Source organism: Lysinibacillus sp. IITD104, from assembly GCF_036698265.2.
In the GTDB taxonomy this organism is placed as follows: Bacteria; Bacillota; Bacilli; order Bacillales_A; family Planococcaceae; genus Lysinibacillus; species Lysinibacillus boronitolerans.
Genome location: NZ_JBAHYH020000001.1, coordinates 675,338 through 696,647 on the forward strand (window position 1 = coordinate 675,338; position 21,310 = coordinate 696,647).

The 21,310-nt window shown below is 38.8% G+C and carries 18 protein-coding genes; 17 read left to right on the top strand and 1 reads right to left on the bottom strand.

The features are described 5' to 3' along the window. Window positions 1-60 precede the first annotated feature (60 nt). Entirely contained in the window at window positions 61-1,317 is a 1,257-nt protein-coding gene (gene purD, locus V1L66_RS03470; RefSeq protein ID WP_258860132.1) for a phosphoribosylamine--glycine ligase, read from the top strand. 106 nt (window positions 1,318-1,423) lie between these two features. On the opposite strand, the gene V1L66_RS03475 is transcribed toward purD, so the two are convergent. Beyond that, window positions 1,424-1,849, bottom strand: coding sequence for a YgaP-like transmembrane domain (locus V1L66_RS03475; protein WP_333005012.1), 426 nt, complete (start codon window positions 1,847-1,849; stop codon window positions 1,424-1,426). 199 nt (window positions 1,850-2,048) lie between these two features. On the opposite strand from V1L66_RS03475, the gene V1L66_RS03480 reads away from it, so the two are divergent. The 16 genes from V1L66_RS03480 (at window position 2,049) to rlmD (ending at window position 21,162) form a co-directional block, all read left to right on the top strand. Next, window positions 2,049-3,770 (top strand): adenine deaminase C-terminal domain-containing protein, encoded by a 1,722-nt coding sequence (locus tag V1L66_RS03480; protein WP_036076871.1) that lies wholly within the window; start codon window positions 2,049-2,051, stop codon window positions 3,768-3,770. Window positions 3,771-3,839: 69 nt separating this feature from the next. Further along, window positions 3,840-4,895, top strand: coding sequence for a DUF3048 domain-containing protein (locus V1L66_RS03485; RefSeq protein ID WP_016992376.1), 1,056 nt, complete (start codon window positions 3,840-3,842; stop codon window positions 4,893-4,895). 15 nt (window positions 4,896-4,910) lie between these two features. Further along, window positions 4,911-5,231, top strand: a complete 321-nt coding sequence (locus tag V1L66_RS03490; protein WP_004225717.1) for a YerC/YecD family TrpR-related protein — start codon at window positions 4,911-4,913, stop codon at window positions 5,229-5,231. 111 nt (window positions 5,232-5,342) lie between these two features. Next, entirely contained in the window at window positions 5,343-6,032 is a 690-nt protein-coding gene (locus tag V1L66_RS03495) for a heptaprenylglyceryl phosphate synthase (RefSeq protein ID WP_036076874.1), read from the top strand. A gap of 32 nt (window positions 6,033-6,064) precedes the next feature. Continuing rightward, complete coding sequence (gene pcrA, locus V1L66_RS03500; protein WP_312126531.1) at window positions 6,065-8,314, top strand: DNA helicase PcrA; 2,250 nt, start codon at window positions 6,065-6,067, stop codon at window positions 8,312-8,314. Between the two features lie 15 nt (window positions 8,315-8,329). Further along, the gene (gene ligA / locus V1L66_RS03505; protein ID WP_036076877.1) at window positions 8,330-10,333 is read left to right on the top strand and encodes an NAD-dependent DNA ligase LigA; all 2,004 of its coding nucleotides are present in this window, start codon (window positions 8,330-8,332) and stop codon (window positions 10,331-10,333) included. A 119-nt stretch (window positions 10,334-10,452) separates the two neighbouring features. Next, window positions 10,453-11,592 (top strand): CamS family sex pheromone protein, encoded by a 1,140-nt coding sequence (locus V1L66_RS03510; protein WP_016995193.1) that lies wholly within the window; start codon window positions 10,453-10,455, stop codon window positions 11,590-11,592. 233 nt (window positions 11,593-11,825) lie between these two features. Next, window positions 11,826-12,113, top strand: coding sequence for an Asp-tRNA(Asn)/Glu-tRNA(Gln) amidotransferase subunit GatC (gatC, locus tag V1L66_RS03515; RefSeq protein WP_274794581.1), 288 nt, complete (start codon window positions 11,826-11,828; stop codon window positions 12,111-12,113). A 24-nt stretch (window positions 12,114-12,137) separates the two neighbouring features. Next, window positions 12,138-13,601, top strand: coding sequence for an Asp-tRNA(Asn)/Glu-tRNA(Gln) amidotransferase subunit GatA (gene gatA, locus V1L66_RS03520; RefSeq protein WP_004225706.1), 1,464 nt, complete (start codon window positions 12,138-12,140; stop codon window positions 13,599-13,601). 1 nt (window position 13,602) lies between these two features. Next, on the top strand, window positions 13,603-15,030 hold the full coding sequence (gene gatB, locus V1L66_RS03525) for an Asp-tRNA(Asn)/Glu-tRNA(Gln) amidotransferase subunit GatB (protein ID WP_016995192.1): 1,428 nt from the start codon (window positions 13,603-13,605) through the stop codon (window positions 15,028-15,030). 158 nt (window positions 15,031-15,188) lie between these two features. Continuing rightward, the gene (locus V1L66_RS03530; protein ID WP_016995191.1) at window positions 15,189-15,752 is read left to right on the top strand and encodes a thioredoxin family protein; all 564 of its coding nucleotides are present in this window, start codon (window positions 15,189-15,191) and stop codon (window positions 15,750-15,752) included. 72 nt (window positions 15,753-15,824) lie between these two features. After that, entirely contained in the window at window positions 15,825-16,739 is a 915-nt protein-coding gene (locus V1L66_RS03535) for a diacylglycerol kinase (RefSeq protein ID WP_004225701.1), read from the top strand. A gap of 441 nt (window positions 16,740-17,180) precedes the next feature. After that, window positions 17,181-18,527 (top strand): cytochrome ubiquinol oxidase subunit I, encoded by a 1,347-nt coding sequence (locus V1L66_RS03540; protein ID WP_036076878.1) that lies wholly within the window; start codon window positions 17,181-17,183, stop codon window positions 18,525-18,527. Further along, window positions 18,524-19,549, top strand: coding sequence for a cytochrome d ubiquinol oxidase subunit II (locus V1L66_RS03545; protein WP_016995189.1), 1,026 nt, complete (start codon window positions 18,524-18,526; stop codon window positions 19,547-19,549). The genes V1L66_RS03540 and V1L66_RS03545 overlap by 4 nt, the downstream gene beginning before the upstream one ends. 13 nt (window positions 19,550-19,562) lie before the next feature. Then, window positions 19,563-19,685, top strand: coding sequence for a cytochrome bd oxidase small subunit CydS (cydS, locus tag V1L66_RS03550; RefSeq protein ID WP_004225690.1), 123 nt, complete (start codon window positions 19,563-19,565; stop codon window positions 19,683-19,685). A gap of 109 nt (window positions 19,686-19,794) precedes the next feature. After that, window positions 19,795-21,162: a 23S rRNA (uracil(1939)-C(5))-methyltransferase RlmD gene (gene rlmD, locus V1L66_RS03555; RefSeq protein WP_258860137.1), complete on the top strand. Its 1,368-nt coding sequence runs from the start codon at window positions 19,795-19,797 to the stop codon at window positions 21,160-21,162. The last annotated feature ends 148 nt before the right edge of the window (window positions 21,163-21,310 follow it).

Genomic DNA, 21,310 nt, shown 5'->3' on the forward strand with positions numbered 1-21,310 from the left:
AAACAGACCGAGATGTTGGTTCATCTCGGTCTTACTTACAAAGAGGAGGATTCTCTAAAAATGAATGTACTAGTAATCGGAAGCGGCGGTCGTGAGCATGCAATCGCTAAACAATTTAGCATCTCTCCATCAGTGAACAACGTATTTGTAGCGCCAGGAAATGATGGGATGCGAGGCGAGGTAGAAGTTGTTGCTATTGATACAATGGATTTCGCAGGTCTCGCTCAATTTGCTAAGGAAAATGATATAGCATTAACATTTGTTGGCCCGGAACAGCCGCTTGCTGAAGGCATTGTCGATTTCTTTACAGCTAGAGGTTTACGTATTTTCGGTCCTACAAAAGTGGCTGCTCAAATAGAAAGCAGTAAATCCTATGCAAAAGAAATTATGAATAAATATAATATTCCTACAGCAGCACATGAAACGTTTTCTGAAGCAGAAAAAGCAATAGCCTACATTAAAGAACAAGGAGCGCCTATTGTCATTAAGGCGGATGGTTTAGCGGCTGGTAAGGGTGTTGTTGTGGCAATGACAGAGGAAGAAGCAATTGAAGCAGTAGAGGATATGATTGGAAATCAACGCTTTGGTGAATCCTCTTCACGTGTTGTCGTGGAAGAATTTTTAGACGGTGAAGAATTCTCCTTCATGTCCTTTGTGCATAAAGGGCAAATTTATCCGATGGTTATTGCACAAGATCATAAACGAGCTTATGACGGTGATAAAGGGCCAAACACAGGAGGTATGGGTGCTTATTCACCAGTACCACAAATTCCACAAGAGGTAGTTGATATTGCTTTTCAAACGATTGTAGAACCTACTGTTAAAGGGATGGAGGCAGATGGTGCTTCCTTTACAGGTATTTTATACGCAGGGTTAATTTTAACGAAGAAAGGTCCTCAGGTCATAGAGTTTAATGCTCGCTTTGGTGATCCAGAAACGCAAGTTGTATTGCCACGTATGGTTTCAGATTTTGGTGCATTTATGATGGCGCTAATGGATGAACAGCCTTTTGATTTACAGTGGTCAGAAGAAGCGATGCTTGGTGTTGTCATTGCAGCAGAGGGTTACCCAGGAGACGTTGAAAAAGGTAAGATATTACCAAATTTAGAGGCACTTTCGACATCACATGCAGTTTTCCATGCAGGTACAAAATTAGTAGACGGTCAATTCGTTGGTAATGGTGGACGTGTACTGTTAATTGGTGCAAAAGCAGCTACTTTACAAGAAGCACAGGAAAAGGTTTATGAAGGTATTGCAACGGAAACATGGGAGCACTTTTTCTTCCGTAAAGATATTGGTTGGCGTACATTTAAGTAATTATTATTTTCACTAAATATTTTTCATCGTCTTTTGAAACCTCTTGTTGTTTCAAAACGTAAGAGGTAAGAGCCGTCTCAATAATAGATTGGGACGGCTCCTTTGACTAAGAAGGATTCTGAGCTTTATTCGTTGAAGAATCGCTACTATTTGAGGAATTTTGAGTTGAAGTGATGGTGTCAGATTGTTTTGAAGCAGTAGCTTGTGAACCTGAAGAATTACCAGCTATAGCAGAGGAAAAATCCTTCATGAGCTTATCGATTTGTTCAGTAGACATAGAATTTTGCCCGCTGAACATACTTTGCATAGAGGTGTTCATGGCATTCTGCATATTGGAGCTTAAAAGTGCTTTCGTTGGACAATATTTAAAAAGTCCCTCAGCCATTTTCATGGCACCTAATGCAATCATTAATCGACCTTTTGTACAATTAGGATTTCTAGAAACTTTAGCGATACCAAATGCGGTCAAACTCGTCCCCATGGCAAAACGACAAAATGCATTCTTTTCGCTTAAATTTGCTTGCTGCATCATCATACTTCCTCCTTTAGTCATTGTGGAAAAAATAAGCGAGGTGCACTTTGCTTTATGAAAGTGCTGTGTTACGATTGAAACAAGATGATTGCATAAAGCATAATTTTTATGAAAATATGCGATTATGCAGTAGTAGTATGTGATTTCAAGTTGGATTTACACAATGAAAAATTACGTAATTTAGGAAGGAGCGAATAGTATGGATCCAGTATGGAAAATAACAAAAATACGTCAGCAATTAGCAGTAATCGATGGGAAAAAGGCACCAGATATCGTACTGAAAAATGCACGTTATTTGCATAGTATGTTAAAACAATTTATTGTAGGAAACATTTGGATTTTGGGAGATCGCATTGTCTATGCTGGTGACAGAATGCCTCCTTTATTAGAAGGAACAGAAGTGGTGGATTGTACGGGAAAAACAATTGTACCTGGCTATATTGAACCACATGTTCATCCGTTTCAGCTTTATCATCCACAGTCATTTGCAGATTTTTGTGGTCAGCTCGGGACAACGACTTTTATTTCGGATAATTTAAGTTTTGTTTTAAATTTGGAAAATAAGAAAGCGTTTTCAATTTTAGAGAGTTTGAAAAAGCTGCCCTTTTCTTTTTATTGGTGGACTCGCTTTGATTCACAAACTGAATTGGAGCAAGAGGAAGAGGTTTTCTCTAATACCTCTATATTAGAGTGGTTAGAGCGAAGTGATGTCTTGCTTGGTGGAGAGCTGACAGGCTGGCCTAAACTGTTGCATGGTGACGATCAAATGCTTTATCGTATGCAAATGGCTAAGGGACTCGGAAAAAAAATTGAAGGACATTTCCCAGGAGCTTCAGAAAGAACGTTGGCACGCATGAAACTGCTTGGTGCTGATGGGGATCATGAGGCAATGACAGTGGAAGAAGTAGAGCGTCGTATCCTGCAAGGCTATGCTGTTACATTACGTCATTCCTCCATTCGACCGGACTTACCGCATCTATTAAAAGGAATAGTAGAAAAACAGCTTCCAATTTTTGATCATTTAATGATGACGACAGATGGTTCGACACCTTCATTCCATGAGGATGGTGTGATGGATAAATGCATTCAAGTAGCTTTAGATGCAGGGGTATCTCCTATCGATGCTTATCAAATGGCTTCCTATAATGTGGCACGTTATTATAACATGTCCAATTTACATGGTTTTATCGCGACGGGGCGTTTTGCTTCGCTCAATATTTTACAAGATGAATATCATCCTGTTCCAGAAAGTGTCATATCAAAGGGTGTCTGGTTGAAGCGTGATGGGGATCGTGTGCATAGAATGGCGCCAATTGATTATTCTGCCATCCCAGCTTTAGATTTAGATTTTTCATTAGATTCACAGGATTTCCAGTTTTCTATGCCGTTTGGTATTCAATTAGTCAATGATGTCATTACAAAGCCTTATAATTCTTTAATCACTAAAGAAGGGCAATTGGCAAATCATGATGAGTGCTATTTAATGCTCATTAACCGAAAAGGCAAATGGCATGTAAATACAATGATTAAAGGATTTGCAACAGATGTCCAAGGCTTTGCATCCTCTTACTCCAACACGGGTGACATATTGTTAATTGGAAAAAATAAAGACGATATGATGAAAGCCTTCGAAGAAATGAAGGCCATGAATGGTGGTATTGTTCTCGTCGAAAAAGGAGAAGTTATAGCGGATATCCCATTAACAATTGGTGGACTTTTATATGATGGAGATGTATTCACTTTAACAGAGAAAGAAAAGGCTTTAAAACAAGCTTTAGCAGATCGAGGCTATCAATTAGGAGATGCCATTTATACACTATTATTTTTACAATCTACTCATTTACCGTATATTCGTATAACACCACAAGGAATTTTCGATGTCATGAAGAATAAGTTATTATTACCTGCTGTTATGCGCTAATTCATGAAAGTGTTTCAGTTGTTTAAACAATTACAAATATGTGTAATTGTTCAAAGGAGAGATATGCTTGTGTTCAAATCGAGAAAATTATGGATTGCTATTGCATTTAGTGCTTTGGTGATCGGGGGATGTTCAAAGGATACACCAAAAGTCAAAGAGGATGATGAACCAATTGTAGAGGAAGAAGCAGTTGTGGAGGAGCCTGTGCAACAACCAGCTTTTGTTGCACCACTTACTGGGGAGGCTGTAAAAGAAGAAATTACACAGCGACCAATTATCGTAACCATTAATAATCATCCAGCGGCACGCCCACAATCAGGCTTAGCTGCGGCGGATATTGTTTATGAAATGCTTGCAGAAGGTAATGTGACACGCTTTTTAGCAGTATACCAAAGTGAACTGCCTGAAAATATTGGGCCAGTTCGCAGTGCACGCTCTTATTTTATCGATATGGCCAAGGGATTTGATGCCTTTTATGTAGCACATGGCTATAGCCCAGAGGCGAAAACAATGCTTGATCATCGTATCGTCGACAATATCAACGGTATGGCTTATGATGGTATTCTGTTTAAACGTTCTAACGACCGCGTTGCACCACACAATTCCTATATTACAGCAGAAAACATTCTAAAAGGTGCTGAAATGGTAGGCGCTTCAATGAATTACAGTGAAAAAGTACTTCAGGCTTTTTATGAACCAGATGAACGTGGTAAAATAGGTATTGAAACAAGTCAAGTTGACATTTATTACGGAAATAATGAAGATTTCCATAACGCGTATGTGTATGATCATCAAACTAATCACTATGAACGACAATCGGCTAGCGTGGACACTAAAGATATGTTAACAGGCGAAACAGTGTCATTGGCAAATGTTCTATTTTTCGAAATGGATCACCAAACAATTGATGATATTGGTCGCCAAGCAATTGATTTAACGTCTGGTGGAAATGCGTATGTATTTCAAAATGGCTATTTGAGGGAAGTCAAATGGGCTAATGTTAATGGAATACCAATGGCTGTAGAGCAAACAGGGGATCCTGTAAAGCTTGTACCAGGAAAGTCGTGGGTTCATTTCGTACCATCTTCGCCAGGGTTACAAGCAATGGTGAAAACGCAGCCTTAAAGGGAGGAAAATTGCATGCAAATCGAAAAAATTCGGGGGCATCAAACAGATCAATTATTTAAAGCAGTGTTAGAGTTGAAGGACATCGAGGAATGCTATAAGTTTTTTGATGATTTATGTACGATTAGTGAAATTCAATCGTTGGCACAACGCTTTGAGGTTGCACATTTATTACGATTAAAGAAAACCTACGAATCCATTAAAAAGGAAACAGGGGCAAGTACTGCAACTATTTCGCGTGTGCGTCGCTGCTTCGATTATGGGAATGATACATATGATGAAATGTTAGGTCGTTTGTATCCTGATGAAAAACCATTTCAAGCACCAAAAGAATAGTCAGATAAAAGGCTGAGTAGAAGTTCTACTCGGTCTTTTTCATTTTTTTGTCGTGAATCATAAGCTATACTTGTAAACGAATAGATAGAAAATGATAGGTGGTAAACATAGATGGATTATTTAGAATGGAGACATGTGTTCAAGCTAGATCCAGCGAAGGACATTTCAGATGAAGACTTAGAAAAAATTTGTGAATCTGGGACAGACGTTATTTTGGTTGGTGGAACAGATAATGTAACATTAGATGGGGTATTAGATTTACTTGTTCGCGTGCGTCGTTTTGAGGTGCCAATAGCACTTGAAATTTCTACGATCGATGCGGTAACACCAGGTTATGACTATTATTTCATTCCAACGGTATTAAATAGTGATGATCCAAAATGGATTAAAAATTTACATCATGAGGCTATTAAGGAATACGGCGATATTATGGTATGGGATGAATTAGTAGCGGAAGGCTATTGTATTTTAAATCCTGATTGTAAAGTAGCCCATGTAACGGGTGCGAAAACAGATTTAACGATTGATGATGTGGTAGCTTATGCACGCATGGCAGAAAATTTCTTTAAACTGCCTGTTTTTTATTTAGAGTACAGTGGAATGTATGGCAATCTAGAGGTAGTTAGTGCTGTTAAAAACGAACTAAAGCATACTAAACTCTTTTATGGTGGTGGCATAACATCTGCAAAGCAAGCAGAGGAAATGGCGCAGGTTGCAGATACGGTAGTAGTTGGAAATATTATTTACGAAGATTTAAAAGCTGCACTTGCGACTGTTAAGGCTGTTAAAAATACGTTATAATTTTAGAACAAATGTTTGTAAGGCGGTGCGAAATGGAACAGTTAACAAAAAATTTACTAGCAGGCATGAATCCTGAACAGGAAAGAGCAGTTAAAACAACTGAAGGACCATTACTGATTATGGCGGGTGCTGGGTCAGGAAAAACACGAGTTTTAACACATCGTATTGCCTACCTAGTTATCGAAAAGGAAGTATATCCTTCTAAAATTTTAGCGATTACATTTACGAATAAAGCAGCACGAGAAATGCGTGACCGTATTGATGGCATTCTTGGCAATGGTACTGGCGATAGCATGTGGGTATCGACTTTCCACTCCATGTGTGTAAGAATTTTACGCCGTAATATCGATCAGCTAGGCATTTCTCGTAATTTCTCTATTTTAGATTCTACGGATCAGCTTTCAGTCATTAAAAATGTGATGAAGGAAGAAAATATTGACCCAAAACGTTTTGAGCCACGAGCAATTTTAAATGCTATTAGTGCAGCAAAAAACGAGTGTATAACAGCGGATGATTACGCTGGACAAATGAATGATAAAAACCCTTATGAACAAACTGTTGCACGTGTCTATAAAGGCTATGAGAAAAGATTACGCCGTAACCAATCCCTCGATTTTGACGATTTAATTATGACAACGATTACTTTATTTAAACGTGTACCTGAAGTGCTAGAATATTATCAAAATAAATTTCAATATATTCATGTAGATGAATACCAGGATACCAATAAATCTCAATATTTACTTGTACAGTTACTGGCAAAGAAATTTAAAAATATTTGTGTTGTAGGGGATTCCGATCAGTCTATTTATCGTTGGCGCGGTGCAGACATTGGAAATATTCTATCCTTTGAGAAGGATTATCCAGCTGCAAAGGTGATTATGCTTGAGCAAAATTATCGTTCAACTAAACGCATCCTACAGGCAGCCAATGACGTCATTCAAAATAATACAACACGTTACCCAAAAGAATTACGCACAGAAAATTCAGAGGGTGAAAAGATTGCACTATATAAAGCTTATAACGAGCAAGAGGAAGCGCAATTTGTTGTACAAACAATTCAACAGTTAATTGAAAAAGAAAATCGTTCATTTGATGACTTTGCTATTTTATATCGTACAAACGCTCAATCTCGTGTAATGGAGGAAGTGCTTGTTAAGTCCAATATGGCCTATCAAATAGTAGGCGGAACAAAGTTCTATGATCGAAAAGAGATAAAGGACTTACTAGCATACTTACGACTTATTGCCAATAATGATGATGATTTATCACTAGCACGTATTATTAATGAGCCAAAGCGCAGTATTGGTGCAACTTCCTTTGAAAAAATGGCACGTTATGCAATAGATCAGGATCGTTCAATTTTTGACGCGATGAATGATCTTGTCTTTATGGGGCTATCAGGGAAAGCAGCAAATTCAGCGGAGCAATTTTATGCCATGATTAAAGGCTTTACACAAATGCAGGAATATCTATCTGTCACTGAAATTGTAGAGCAAGTTATTGATAAATCAGGCTACCGAGCAATGCTACAAAACGAAAAAACAATTGAAGCAGAAAGCCGTTTAGAAAATATTGAAGAGTTTCTATCTGTCACAAAGGCTTTTGAGGAGCGCAGTGATGATAAAAGCTTAATTGCCTTTTTAACAGATTTAGCCCTAATTGCTGATATAGATGCACTCGACAAAGAGGATGCATCTAAGGGCAATATTATTTTAATGACGATGCATGCCGCTAAAGGCTTAGAGTTCCCTGTTGTCTTTATTATCGGTATGGAGGAAAACATCTTCCCTCATTCCCGTTCGCTAGACGATCAAGATGAAATGGAAGAGGAACGTCGCCTTATGTATGTTGGTGTGACGCGCGCTGAGGAACGTTTATATTTGACATGTGCACAAAGCCGAACGATTTTTGGTCGTTCAAGCTTTAATAATGCCTCACGATTTTTAGGTGAAATTTCTCAAGATATTACAGAGTCCATTTCGAAGGCAGGGACAAAATCAACAGTACCATTTGCTACAAATCGTTCAACAGGTGGCCTTCAAAAGCGTACACTTGGTGCTATTCAGCAAACACAACCTGCTACAGCACGTTTACAAGCAACGGGTGGAGATCAATTTGGGTGGAAGGCTGGAGATAAGGCGATTCATAAAAAATGGGGAACAGGTATGGTTGTTAGTGTAAAAGGTGAAGGTGATAGTACAGAGCTTGATATCGCATTCCCACAACCAATTGGTATTAAGCGATTACTTGCTCAATTTGCACCGATTGAAAAAGCGTAAGCGGAGGAACGGTAAATGAACGAAATAGAACAGCGAATAGCGGAGTTAAATAAATTATTACATGAATATGGCTATGCCTATTATGTATTAGATAAACCTGTCGTAGCAGATAGTGTCTATGACCAGCTATTACAGGAACTGATTGCATTAGAAGAAGCGAACCCATCCCTTATTTACCCCGATTCTCCTACGCAGCGTGTTGGTGGAGCAGTGGTAGAGGGCTTTAGGAAAGTGACTCATGATTACCCAATGCTTAGTCTTTCAAATGCTTTTAATGAAGCGGACTTACGAGAATTTGATCGTAAAGTGCGTCAGGCAATCGGAGACCAATTTTCTTATGTATGCGAGCTAAAAATAGATGGTTTGGCTATTTCATTAAAATATGAAAATGGCATGTTTGTACAAGGGGCTACAAGAGGAGATGGTGTGATAGGAGAAGACATTACCGCCAATTTAAAGACCATTCGAGCGATCCCATTACGTTTAAAAGAGCCTATTACAATCGAAGTACGCGGTGAGGCGTACATGCCAAAAAAATCATTTGAAAAATTAAATGCGCAACGTGCCAGCAATGGGGAAGAATTATTTGCTAATCCACGGAATGCCGCTGCTGGCTCATTACGTCAATTAGATCCTAAAATTGCAGCAAGTCGCCAACTATCAACTTTTATCTATGCCATTGGTGGAGATGGTGAGGTTTATGGAATGGATGGACATGCAGAAATGCTTGATTATTTAGAGGGGCTTGGGTTCCCTTCTAACAAAGAGCGTCAACGTTGCACAACCATTGAAGAAGTAATGGCCTTTATAGAACATTGGACAGAAAATCGTCCAACTTTAGCGTACGAAATTGATGGTATCGTGATTAAGGTGGATCGTTATGCACAGCAAGACGAGCTAGGCTATACAGCAAAAAGTCCACGTTGGGCGATTGCTTATAAGTTCCCAGCAGAAGAAGTTGTTACAACGTTACTTGATATTGATTTAACAGTAGGACGTACAGGTGTTGTTACTCCAACAGCGATTTTAACTCCAGTCCAAGTAGCGGGAACAACGGTTCAACGCGCTTCTTTACACAATGAGGATTTAATCCGTGATAAGGATATTCGTCTTGGAGATACAGTTATTATTCGAAAGGCTGGAGACATTATCCCTCAAGTTGTAGGTGTGCTAATAGAGCAACGTCCTGAGGATTCAGTACCTTTTGTTATGCCAAAAAATTGCCCTGTTTGTGATAGTGAATTGATTCGTATTGAAGGCGAAGTGGCCCTGCGCTGTGTAAATCCAGCCTGCTTTGCCCAAATTGCAGAGAGCATAAAATATTTTGTTTCTCGAAACGCCATGAATATTGATGGTCTTGGGGATAAAGTAGTGGAGCAATTATTGCGTGCAGATTTAATACATGATGTTTCAGATCTCTATCATTTAACGGTGGAGCAACTGGTGGAATTGGAACGTATGGGCGAAAAATCAGCCACTAATTTAGTAAATGCTATTCAAGCTTCGAAGGAAAATTCGATGGAGCGTTTATTAATTGGACTAGGAATTCGTCATGTTGGTGAAAAAGCAGCCAAAATTGTATCAGAAGAATTTGGTTCAATGGAAGCGGTGATGGCTGCAACAGAGGAACAGCTTGTGGCAATTTATGAAATTGGCGATAAAATGGCTTCATCGTTAGTGGAGTATTTCTCGAATGAAGATGCACGAGCAGTCATTGGGCGTCTTGCTGAGGCAGGCGTGAATATGACATATAAAGGTAAAAAAGTAGAAGTGGCGATAGGTGATAGTCCTTTTGCAGGTAAAACAATTGTCTTAACTGGTAAACTTGAGCAATTGACACGCAACGAAGCAAAAGCGAAAATAGAAGAGTTAGGTGGTACAGTCACGGGTAGTGTCAGCAAAAAAACGGATCTGGTGATCGCAGGTGCGGATGCAGGCTCTAAACTAACAAAGGCTGAGCAACTAGGTATTGAAGTTTGGACTGAAGATAACTTAATTGAACAACTTAACCTCATCTAATAAGCGCACAACATTCTCCCTTCTAAGAAGGAAGCGATGTGGAGTGCACAACCGTTACATCAAGGCGTCGAAAAGATTCGTCGACCTAAAATTGACTATTAGTAAAGGAGCACTAAATAATGAAGTCTTTTCGACTCATTCCAGCAATCGTAGCTGCTGCAATGCTAGTCGGCTGTGTGCCTTCTGATAAGAAGGAGACAGAGCTTACACAGGAAACGCAACAGAAAGAAAAAGCTGAAACAACAATTATCCCAAGCATACAAATTGATGAATCTTATTATAAGACGCTTATCCCTTATAAAGAGAGTGCAAGTAGAGGTCTAGTGGTATCTAACGTTTATACGAAATATGATATGAAGGAAGTTGAATCAGGTTTAATGCGTTTATCTCAAAATGAGTTCGACACAGAAAACTACTACTTCCAAGAAGGTCAATATTTAGCTGAAAGTACAGTAAGCTCTTGGCTTGCTCGTAGTTCACAAACAGAGGATGGATTAAATCCACCGACAACAGATACAATGACACCAGAGGAGCGAGCAACAAAGGCTCCAGTTTATTTATCCCATATTGTAGAGCAAAACTACTTAACAAAAACGAAGGATAATAAAGTAAAACTAGGTGGGATTTCAATCGGTCTTGCCTTAAATTCTATCTATTATTATCAAAAAGAACAGTATGGCGAATATTACGAGGAACCAATTTCAGAGTCTACTCTTATTGAGCAAGGCAAAAAAATGGCTGCTGAAATCGTTTCTCGTTTACGTTCACGTGATGAGTTAAAGGATGTACCGATTGTGGTTGGTTTGTTTAAGCAACAAGCCCGCAATCAAATTATTCCAGGGACCTATTTTAGTTATGGTGTAGCAAAATCTGGACAGAATAACATCGATGAGTGGAAAGGTATAGATGAAAATTACGTCTTATTCCCAACAGATGATTCACAAGATGTATACCGAGACGTCAACAATAACTTCAAGAATTTTAAACAAGATGTTGATAAATACTTCTCTAACTACACAAGTGTGATTGGTACTGGTTTTTATCGTAATAAACAAATACAAAATCTTTCGATTGAAATTCCGATCCAATTTTTCGGTAAAGCAGAAATAATAGGATTTACACAATATTTGACGGGTATATTAATCAATCAATTTGATAATATTCATGTGGAAGTGAGTGTTACTTCAGTGAATGGTCCTGAGGCATTAATCATTAAAAAGCCCAACGACAAAGACCCTTATGTGCATGTTTATGATTAATATAGTCAGCCTTTGTGCTGGCTATATTTTTTATATAGATGGATAGAAATTGAGGAACACTACAGGGTGATAGAGACAACACTTTGTTATAGTAGTGAAAGTTTCTATATTTTTAGTGAAAGTTGTGATTTTTAATATGAAAAATGTTATGATTATTGGCATGGTTAACTTTATTCAACCCTATTGTTATCAATAAAAACAATGAATTGAACAAGTATTCGGAGGTGTGAAAAATGGCTAAATTAACAAAAGAAGAAGTAAAGCACGTGGCAAATTTAGCGCGTCTTGCAATTACAGAAGAAGAAGCAGAGAAATTTGCTGAACAGCTTGGAAAAATTACTGAATTTGCGGAGCAGTTAAATGAACTGGATACAACAAATGTTGAACCAACAACGCACGTTTTACCATTAGTGAATGTAATGCGTGAAGATGTAGCAGTAAAAGGTTTAGACCGCGAAGTAATGATGTTAAACGTAAAAGAACAAGAAGATGGTCAAGTAAAAGTACCAGCTATCATGTAATACTAAAACATAGGAGGATTCCTCATGACGTTATTTGAACGTTCAGCTAAGGAGTTACAAGCGGAAATTAAAGCGGGTAACTTATCAATCGCTGACTTAACGAAAGAAGCATACGAGCGTATTGCAAAGCTTGATGGCGATGTACAAGCATTCCTTGCTTCAAACGAAGAAAAAGCAACTGCCCAAGCTGCTGAAATGGATAAAGTACCATTTGAAAAGCGTGGACCATTATTCGGTCTACCAATCGGTGTGAAAGACAACATCGTAACAGAAGGCTTAGAAACAACATGTGCCTCTAAAATTCTGGAAGGCTTTATGCCAATCTATGATGCAACTGTTGTCAACAAGCTACGTGAAGCTGGCATGATTACAGTCGGTAAATTAAACATGGACGAATTTGCAATGGGTTCTTCAAACGAAAACTCATACTATAAAACAACAAAAAATCCATGGAACTTAAACCACGTACCAGGAGGATCTTCAGGTGCATCTGCAGCAGCAGTAGCAGCAGGTGAAGTACCATTCTCTCTTGGTTCAGATACAGGTGGTTCAATTCGTCAACCTGCAGCTTACTGCGGTGTTGTAGGGATGAAACCTACATATGGTCGTGTATCTCGTTTTGGTCTAGTTGCATTCGCATCTTCTCTAGATCAAATTGGGCCAATTACACGCAATGTTGAAGATAATGCGCTATTACTAGAAGCCATTGCTGGATTAGATCCAAATGATTCGACTTCTGCGAATGTTGAGGTGCCAAATTACGCTGCAGCTCTTACTGGTGATGTAAAGGGCTTACGTATCGCAGTACCAAAGGAATTCCTTGGTGAGGGTGTTGGTGAAGCAGCTCGTCAATCAGTGCTTGCAGCATTAGAGGTATTAAAAGGCTTAGGCGCTACTGTAGAAGAAGTATCACTTCCTCACTCGAAATATGCACTAGCTGCGTACTATATCCTTTCTTCATCTGAAGCGTCTTCTAACTTATCTCGTTTCGATGGTATCCGTTATGGTTTCCGTGCAGAAAATGTGACAAATTTAATGGATCTTTATAAAGAAACACGTGCACAAGGCTTTGGTGATGAAGTAAAACGTCGTATCATGCTAGGGACTTACTCACTAAGTGCAGGTACGTATGATGCGTACTACAAAAAAGCACAACAAGCACGTACACTGATCAAAGCAGACTATGATAAAGTATTTGAAGACTTTGATGTTATCATTGGACCAACAGCTCCAACACCAGCATTCAAAATTGGTGAAAACGTTGATGACCCAATGACAATGTATGCTAACGATATTTTAACAATCCCGATGAACTTAGCAGGTGTACCAGCGATTTCAATTCCTTGTGGCTTTGAAAATGGTCTACCATTAGGTTTACAAATAATTGGTAAATACTTCGATGAAGCGACTATTTACCGTGTAGCTCATGCTTTTGAACAAGCAACTGAGTTCCATAAAGAAGTTCCTCAAATGTGGGAGGGAAAATAACATGAACTTTGAAACAGTCATTGGTTTAGAAGTACACGTTGAGTTGAAAACAAACTCAAAAATCTTCTCTCCAGCACCAGCTCACTTTGGTGCTGAACCAAATACAAATACAACAGTAATTGATTTAGGCTATCCTGGGGTCCTACCAGTCCTAAACAAAAATGTAGTAGATTTCGCTATGCGTGCAGCGCTTGCACTCAATATGGAAATCGAACAAGAGACAAAATTTGACCGTAAAAACTACTTCTATCCAGATAATCCGAAAGCTTATCAAATTTCACAATTCGATAAACCAATTGGTAAAAATGGTTGGATTGATATTGAAGTAGACGGCTATACAAAACGTATCGGTATCACACGTCTTCATATGGAAGAAGATGCTGGTAAGCTTTCACATGCTGGTGACCACTCACTAGTTGACTTTAACCGTCAAGGTACACCACTGGTTGAAATCGTTTCTGAACCAGATATTCGTACACCAAACGAAGCATATGCATACCTAGAAAAATTAAAATCGATTATTCAATATACTGACGTATCTGATTGTAAGATGGAAGAAGGCTCACTACGTTGTGATGCCAATATTTCTATTCGCCCGTATGGTCAAGAAGAATTTGGTACAAAAACAGAGCTTAAAAACCTGAACTCCTTCAACTATGTTCGTCGTGGTTTAGAGCATGAAGAATTACGTCAAGCAGATGTATTGTTATCAGGTGGCGTGATTGAGCAAGAAACACGTCGTTTCGATGAAAAAACAGGTAAAACAATTTTAATGCGTGTTAAAGAGGGAACAGATGATTACCGTTACTTCCCAGAGCCTGACTTAGTTCGTCTATCAATAGATGATGAATGGTTAGAGCGTGTGAAATCTGAAATTCCTGAGCTTCCAGATGCCCGTAAAAAGCGTTATGTTGAAGAATTAGGCTTAACACCATATGATGCTGGAGTTCTTGTTATCTCTAAAGAGATCTCAGACTTCTTCGAGGCAATGGTAGCAAATGGCGCAGATGCTAAGCTTTCTGCTAACTGGTTAATGGGTGATGTTTCTGCTTATTTAAACGCAGAGCAAAAAGATCTTAAAGATACAGCATTAACACCAGAAAACCTTGCTGAAATGGTGAAATTAATCACGGACGGTACAATTTCTTCTAAGATCGGTAAAAAAGTATTTGCTGAATTAGTAGAAAATGGCGGCTCTGCACAGGATATTGTGAAAGCAAAAGGCTTAGTTCAAATCTCCGATGAAGGTGCATTACTAGCTATCGTAACAGAAGTTTTAGATAACAATGCCCAATCTATCGAGGACTTCAAAAATGGTAAAGACCGTGCGATTGGCTTCTTAGTTGGTCAAATTATGAAGGCAACAAAAGGTCAAGCTAACCCACCAATGGTTAATAAATTATTACAACAAGAAATTGCCAAACGATAATACTCGTTGTAACATAATAGCCGAGAGAGCTTCCTTGCTCCCTCGGCTATTAATTTGCAAAAAATGTAACAAATTTGCATTTTACGAAACTTAATAGTTGTTTAAAAAGAGTATTCATAGCAAAATATAGAATAGATAATAATAAGGGGGACGAGCCAATGAAAACAGAACAACAGTATTTTAATGAAGCTATATCAATACAACAATATATGGAGAACATGACGACGTTGAAAGAAGAAAGCTTTCGTATTTATGATGGCTTTCAAGTACCAACAAACGATGGTTTTATCGAGTTATTAAAGGAAAAGCAACCTAACATTTTAACCATTACAGAAGATTGGTGCGGAGACGCAATGTTAAATAATCCGATTATTCGCCGTGTTGCTGAAGCAGCAGGATTAGAAATGCGTACTGTTTTCCGTGATGCTGATACAGAGCTAATTGATCGGTATTTAACAAACGGTGGTCGTGCAATTCCGATTTATCTCTTACTAGATGATGCTGGTGAAGTGATTGGAAAATGGGGACCACGTGCACCTGAATTACAAGAGTTCGTCGTAACGAAACGAGCAAGCTTACCAGATAAAGAAGATCCAACATTTGAAGAGGCTCAAAAGGCTCTGTATGCAGAAATTCGTGAGGAAAATATCTCAAATCAAACATATTGGACATATGTTTATGAGGACTTTAAGAAGCAAGTAACAGAAGCATTACAAAAATAACAAGAGCATTGCAACATTTCAACGTATAAATCGTTGAATGAAGTAGAATCTTATGAAGCAGGAAGGTATGTTATGAAACGAGCAAGAATCATTTATAATCCTACATCTGGACGCGAAGTGTTTAAGAAACATCTACCAGAGGTGTTGGAAAAACTAGAGGTAGCAGGCTATGAGACATCCTGTCATGCAACAACATGTGAAGGCGATGCAACGCTTGCAGCAAAAAATGCGGTAGAACGCGGTTTTGATATCATCATCGCAGTGGGTGGAGATGGCACATTAAATGAAGTTGTTTCAGGTGTAAGTCCATTTGAAAACCGTCCGAAAGTTGGTCTAATTCCGATGGGCACTACAAATGATTTTGCCCGTGCCGTGCATATCCCTCGAAATATTGAAGAGGCAGTAGACATTATTATTCAAGGGGATACATTACCAGTCGATGTTGGACTCTTAAATGGCGAACGCTATTTCATCAACATTGCTGCTGGCGGACGTATTACAGAACTAACTTATGAAGTACCAAGCAAAATGAAAACAATGCTTGGTCAGTTAGCCTATTATGTAAAGGCAGTTGAGATGATTCCATCCATCAAAGCCTCACATATGCGCATTGAATATGATGGGGAAGTATTTGATGGCGACGCTATGATGTTCCTATGTGGGTTAACGAATTCAGTAGGCGGCTTTGAAAAACTAGCTCCTGATGCAAGTATTAATGACGGCTACTTTACTTTAATAGTGCTAAAAAAAGTTAGTCTTCCTGAATTTATTCAACTAGCTGCCATGGCATTAAGAGGCGAGCATTTAAATGATGATCGTGTCATCTACAAAAAAGCTAGCGTTGTTAAAGTTACTACAGAAAATGAGGTCCACCTTAACCTCGATGGCGAATATGGCGGAGATGCCCCTGCTACATTTGAAAACCTAAAGCGTCACATCGAAATCTTTGTCCCACTAGCAGATATTCGAGAAGAAGACCGTATTTAATGAACCCGAAAAGCTCATCCAATTTTATTGAGGATGAGCTTTATTTTGTATTTTTGGTTGATTGCTTGAAGTGCTCTCAAAGGTAAAGTTACCTCTCCAAATCCTCTTAACAAAAATTCCATCACTAGAATAAAACTGACTAAATCCCATAAACTAAGCACTAGAAGCAAGATTGTGAATGAAATTAGAAAAATGTTTGGCAAATGTGCGTATATTACTTGAACAAAATTTGAAACCTTAATAATAGACTGAAATTTCGGTCCGTTATTAAGGTTTTTTTCGTTGGAATAGTGGAAAATGGGGGTATGGATAAGGGAAAGGAAGTGTTGCCTTTGTATAAGTCACAAGAAAAGAAGCTTATATGGCTAAGCTTTGGTGTTGCAATCATTATGCTACTTTCTATTCTTGGAAGAATATTTGGAAGTTAAGGGGGCAAATGAGATGATTAATGAATCAGCGGTCTATTGGAGCCGAGCATTAACGGAGTTAACATTATCGTTCCATATTATTTATGCAACTATTGGTGTGGGCGTTCCGTTAATGATTATGATTGCTCAATGGACTGGGTATAAAAAGAATGATGAGCATTATATTTTAATGGCAAGACGTTGGGCCCGTGGTTTCGTCATTACTGTAGCAGTCGGCGTGGTAACTGGAACCGCAATTGGCTTACAACTTTCATTATTGTGGCCTAACTTTATGCAACTTGCTGGTCAAACAATTGCGTTACCACTTTTTATGGAAACGTTTGCATTTTTCTTTGAAGCCATATTCTTGGGCATCTATTTATATACTTGGGACCGCTTTGATAGTCAGAAAAAGCATATGCTATTGTTAATCCCTGTAGCTGTCGGAGCGTCGATGTCGGCAGTCTTTATTACCATCGTTAATGCTTTTATGAACGCACCAAGAGGATTTGATATTGTAGACGGAGAACTTGTTAATATTCAACCTTTTCTTGCAATGTTTAACCCAGCCATGCCAACAAAGGTTGCACATGTACTTGTGACAGCGTACATGACATCGGCATTTGTCCTAGCAGCTATTGCAGGATTTAGAATGTTAAAGGGCTCGAAACATGTATACCATAAAAAGTCACTACTTTTATTAATGAAAATTGGCTTGATTTTCTCCATTGCAGCCGCTGTAATAGGAGATTTTTCAGGAAAATACTTAGCTGAATATCAACCCGAAAAACTAGCCGCTGCAGAATGGCATTTTGAAACAGAAGGTAAGGCTTCCCTTGTATTATTTGGTGTCTTAGATGGAGAAGAAGTTAAATATGCTATTAAAATTCCGTATGCTTTAAGCATTCTTGCACATTTTAATCCTAATGCAGAGGTAACCGGCTTAGATCAATTTGAGGAAGAGGATTTACCGCCACTCTATATTCACTATCTCTTTGATATCATGGTTTCCATTGGTATGTTTATGGTGCTAGTTTCATTACTTTATGTTGTAGGGAAAGCACGGGGCTGGCAGTTTATTCATTCACGTTGGTATAGATGGATTATCGTAGCGGGAGGACCACTTTCAATAATTGCGATTGAAGCAGGTTGGTGGCTTGCCGAGGTTGGACGTCAACCATGGATACTTTATGGACTAATGCGTACGCCTGAGGGAGCTACGACGAGCGACCATGTGGATTTAATGCTGCTTTTATTCGCAGGAGTCTATGCAGTATTAGCAGTGGGAAGTATTGTCGTATTGGTAAGAATGTTTAAAAAGAACCCAATCGAACGCGAGATTGAAGATCGCCACTCTGAAAAAGGCGGTGACATCCTATGACATTAGAGATTTTAGGTATTTCAGTATTATGGATATTCCTATTTGGCTATGTCATCGTCGCATCAATCGATTTTGGTGCTGGCTTCTTTAATGCATACAGCCTACTTATTGGAAAAAATCATATTTTAACAAATATTATTAAACGTTATTTATCGCCTGTTTGGGAAGTTACTAATGTCTTTTTAGTATTCTTCTTTGTAGGAATCGTAGGATTTTTCCCACAAACTGCTTTTTATTACGGAACGATTTTACTTGTGCCAGTCAGTATTTCACTTGTACTGTTGGCAATTCGTGGCTCCTACTATGCCTTTGAATCGTATGGTACACGGGGACATATCGGATATACGCTGACATATGGTGTGGCAGGTTTATTAATTCCCGCTTCCTTGTCTGTGGTCTTTGCTATTGCTGGTGGAGGCTATGTTGATTTAATTGATGGGCAACCTGTGCTGAACTACTGGACTTTATACACAAGTCCATTTGCTTGGAGCATTGTGGTGCTAAGTATCGCTGCTGTATTGTATATTTCAGCCGTATTTTTAACATGGTACGCGCATAAAGCAAATGATAGCGAAGCAACGAAACTGATGAGAAAATATGCACTTGTGTGGGCAGCACCGCTTATGATTAGTGCTCTGGGCATTATGTATGAAATGAAATCCATCAACCCAGAGAGCTACAGTCATATGGTGAATTTATGGTGGATGTTTGCGATTTCAGCTGTCTTATTTATTGTCACAGTCGTACTCATTGCCATGCGGAAAAAGTACGGACTTGCAGTTGGGCTCCTAATTGCTCAATTTGCCGTAGCCTTCTTTGCTTATGGAATTGCTCAATATCCATACCTACTGTATCCGTACTTAACCATTTACGATAGCTTTACAAGCACACAAATGGCGATCGCATTAGTTATCGCATTTATTTTAGGACTGTGTCTTCTTCTACCTTCACTTTATTTATTGATGAAACTATTCTTATTCAATAAAAAATATGTGACAGGAAAAGAAGACAATCACGCATAGGAGGAAAGCACGTATGCAAAGTTTTTTAATTTTTTATGCACCTTTTATTGTCGTCATTCTTGGGATCTTGTGTGCATTTTGGTGGGCACCAAGAGATTATCATATTACAAAAGAGCAGGAAAAGAGTCGCGAATAGCGACTCTTTTTTCAAGTTAATTAGCAGAGACACGTAACAGCCAAGTCTTGTTCTTTTTTCATTTGCCAACACATGCTACAATAAGGAGATTGAAATGGAGGATGTACGAATGTCAGCACCCGTGAAAAAAAATGAACGACTTTCAGTTTATATAGAAGATCTAACACATGATGGTAATGGTGTCGCAAAGGTTGATGGTTATCCACTATTCATACAAGGTGCACTGCCAAACGAAACGGCCGAAATCCATGTGTTAAAAACATTAAAAAACTATGGCTTTGCAAAGGTAATAGATATTATCAAGCCATCTCCAGACCGTGTTGAAGCTCCATGTAATTACTTCAAGCAGTGTGGCGGCTGTCAATTACAGCATTTATCCTATGAGGGGCAGCTAAAATGGAAAGAAAATATGGTACGCAATGTGATGCAACGCATTGGTAAAATTCATGCACCTGTTCACCCAGTAAAAGGTATGAAAGAACCTTGGCACTACCGTAATAAAGCGCAAATTCCTTTCTCTGAAAATGAAACAGGACAAGCAATTGCAGGCTTTTATAAAACAAAAACGCATAGCATTGTGGATATGGATCGCTGTTTAATTCAAACGGGAGAAGCAGATGCAATTCTTGCAGGCTTGAAAAAGGAATTAGCAACGTTAGGTATTCGCTCTTACAATGAGCATACACATGAGGGCATGTTGCGTCATGTCGTTATCCGTAAAGCACGAGCAACAGGCGAAGTCATGGTTGTCCTTGTAACGAAAAAGAAAAAGTTTCCACAAAAAGAGGCAGCTATTACAGTAATCCAAAAGCTAGTGCCAAACGTTACATCGATTATGCAAAATGTGAATAGTGAGAAAACCAATGTTATTTTTGGTGATGACACAATCAACCTTTGGGGTAAAGACATTATTATTGATACTATTGGTGACGTACGTTTTGAAATCTCGGCTCGCTCCTTCTATCAAGTCAACCCAGAGCAAACAGAGGTCCTCTACAAGCAAGCACTAGATTATGCTGACTTACAGGGAGATGAACGTGTCATTGATGCGTATTGTGGAATTGGTACGATTTCTTTATTCCTTGCTCAAAAAGCAAAGGCTGTCATGGGCGTGGAAATTGTCCCACAAGCGATTGAAGATGCCAAGCGTAACGCATTGCTTAATGGTTTTACAAATACTTATTTTGAGGCAGGACCAGCAGAGGAAGTCATCCCAAGATGGTATAAAGAGGGCAAGGAAGCAGACGTACTAGTAGTTGATCCACCACGCAAAGGCTGCGATGAAGCACTGCTAACTACTATTCTAGAGCAACGACCAAAACGAGTGGTCTACGTATCCTGTAATCCAGCTACACTAGCACGCGATCTTCGCATTTTAGAGGATGGCGGCTATCACACACAGGAAATCCAGCCAGTGGATATGTTCCCACATTCGACGCATTGTGAAGCAGTAGCATGGTTGAAATTAAACGAGTAACACATTACTCGACTCACCTACACAATATATAAAAATTACGTTTTAGGACGTATTTCAGTAAAAATATTTTTTCTTATTTGTTTAACAATAAAAACTCGGATTCGATCAAATACGAATCCGAGTTTTTTCCGTTATTTTCAATATGCTA

What these genes read in the sequence shown, in the direction of transcription:
- pcrA (WP_312126531.1), top strand. Translation starts at nt 6,065, where the DNA reads ATGGAACAGTTAACAAAAAATTTACTAGCAGGCATGAATCCTGAACAG.
- V1L66_RS03545 (WP_016995189.1), top strand. Translation starts at nt 18,524, where the DNA reads ATGACATTAGAGATTTTAGGTATTTCAGTATTATGGATATTCCTATTT.
- purD (WP_258860132.1), top strand. Translation starts at nt 61, where the DNA reads ATGAATGTACTAGTAATCGGAAGCGGCGGTCGTGAGCATGCAATCGCT.
- V1L66_RS03490 (WP_004225717.1), top strand. Translation starts at nt 4,911, where the DNA reads ATGCAAATCGAAAAAATTCGGGGGCATCAAACAGATCAATTATTTAAA.
- V1L66_RS03495 (WP_036076874.1), top strand. Translation starts at nt 5,343, where the DNA reads ATGGATTATTTAGAATGGAGACATGTGTTCAAGCTAGATCCAGCGAAG.
- V1L66_RS03475 (WP_333005012.1), bottom strand. Translation starts at nt 1,849, where the DNA reads ATGATGCAGCAAGCAAATTTAAGCGAAAAGAATGCATTTTGTCGTTTT.
- gatB (WP_016995192.1), top strand. Translation starts at nt 13,603, where the DNA reads ATGAACTTTGAAACAGTCATTGGTTTAGAAGTACACGTTGAGTTGAAA.
- gatC (WP_274794581.1), top strand. Translation starts at nt 11,826, where the DNA reads ATGGCTAAATTAACAAAAGAAGAAGTAAAGCACGTGGCAAATTTAGCG.
- V1L66_RS03510 (WP_016995193.1), top strand. Translation starts at nt 10,453, where the DNA reads ATGAAGTCTTTTCGACTCATTCCAGCAATCGTAGCTGCTGCAATGCTA.
- gatA (WP_004225706.1), top strand. Translation starts at nt 12,138, where the DNA reads ATGACGTTATTTGAACGTTCAGCTAAGGAGTTACAAGCGGAAATTAAA.
- rlmD (WP_258860137.1), top strand. Translation starts at nt 19,795, where the DNA reads ATGTCAGCACCCGTGAAAAAAAATGAACGACTTTCAGTTTATATAGAA.
- V1L66_RS03530 (WP_016995191.1), top strand. Translation starts at nt 15,189, where the DNA reads ATGAAAACAGAACAACAGTATTTTAATGAAGCTATATCAATACAACAA.
- ligA (WP_036076877.1), top strand. Translation starts at nt 8,330, where the DNA reads ATGAACGAAATAGAACAGCGAATAGCGGAGTTAAATAAATTATTACAT.
- V1L66_RS03535 (WP_004225701.1), top strand. Translation starts at nt 15,825, where the DNA reads ATGAAACGAGCAAGAATCATTTATAATCCTACATCTGGACGCGAAGTG.
- V1L66_RS03480 (WP_036076871.1), top strand. Translation starts at nt 2,049, where the DNA reads ATGGATCCAGTATGGAAAATAACAAAAATACGTCAGCAATTAGCAGTA.
- V1L66_RS03540 (WP_036076878.1), top strand. Translation starts at nt 17,181, where the DNA reads ATGATTAATGAATCAGCGGTCTATTGGAGCCGAGCATTAACGGAGTTA.
- cydS (WP_004225690.1), top strand. Translation starts at nt 19,563, where the DNA reads ATGCAAAGTTTTTTAATTTTTTATGCACCTTTTATTGTCGTCATTCTT.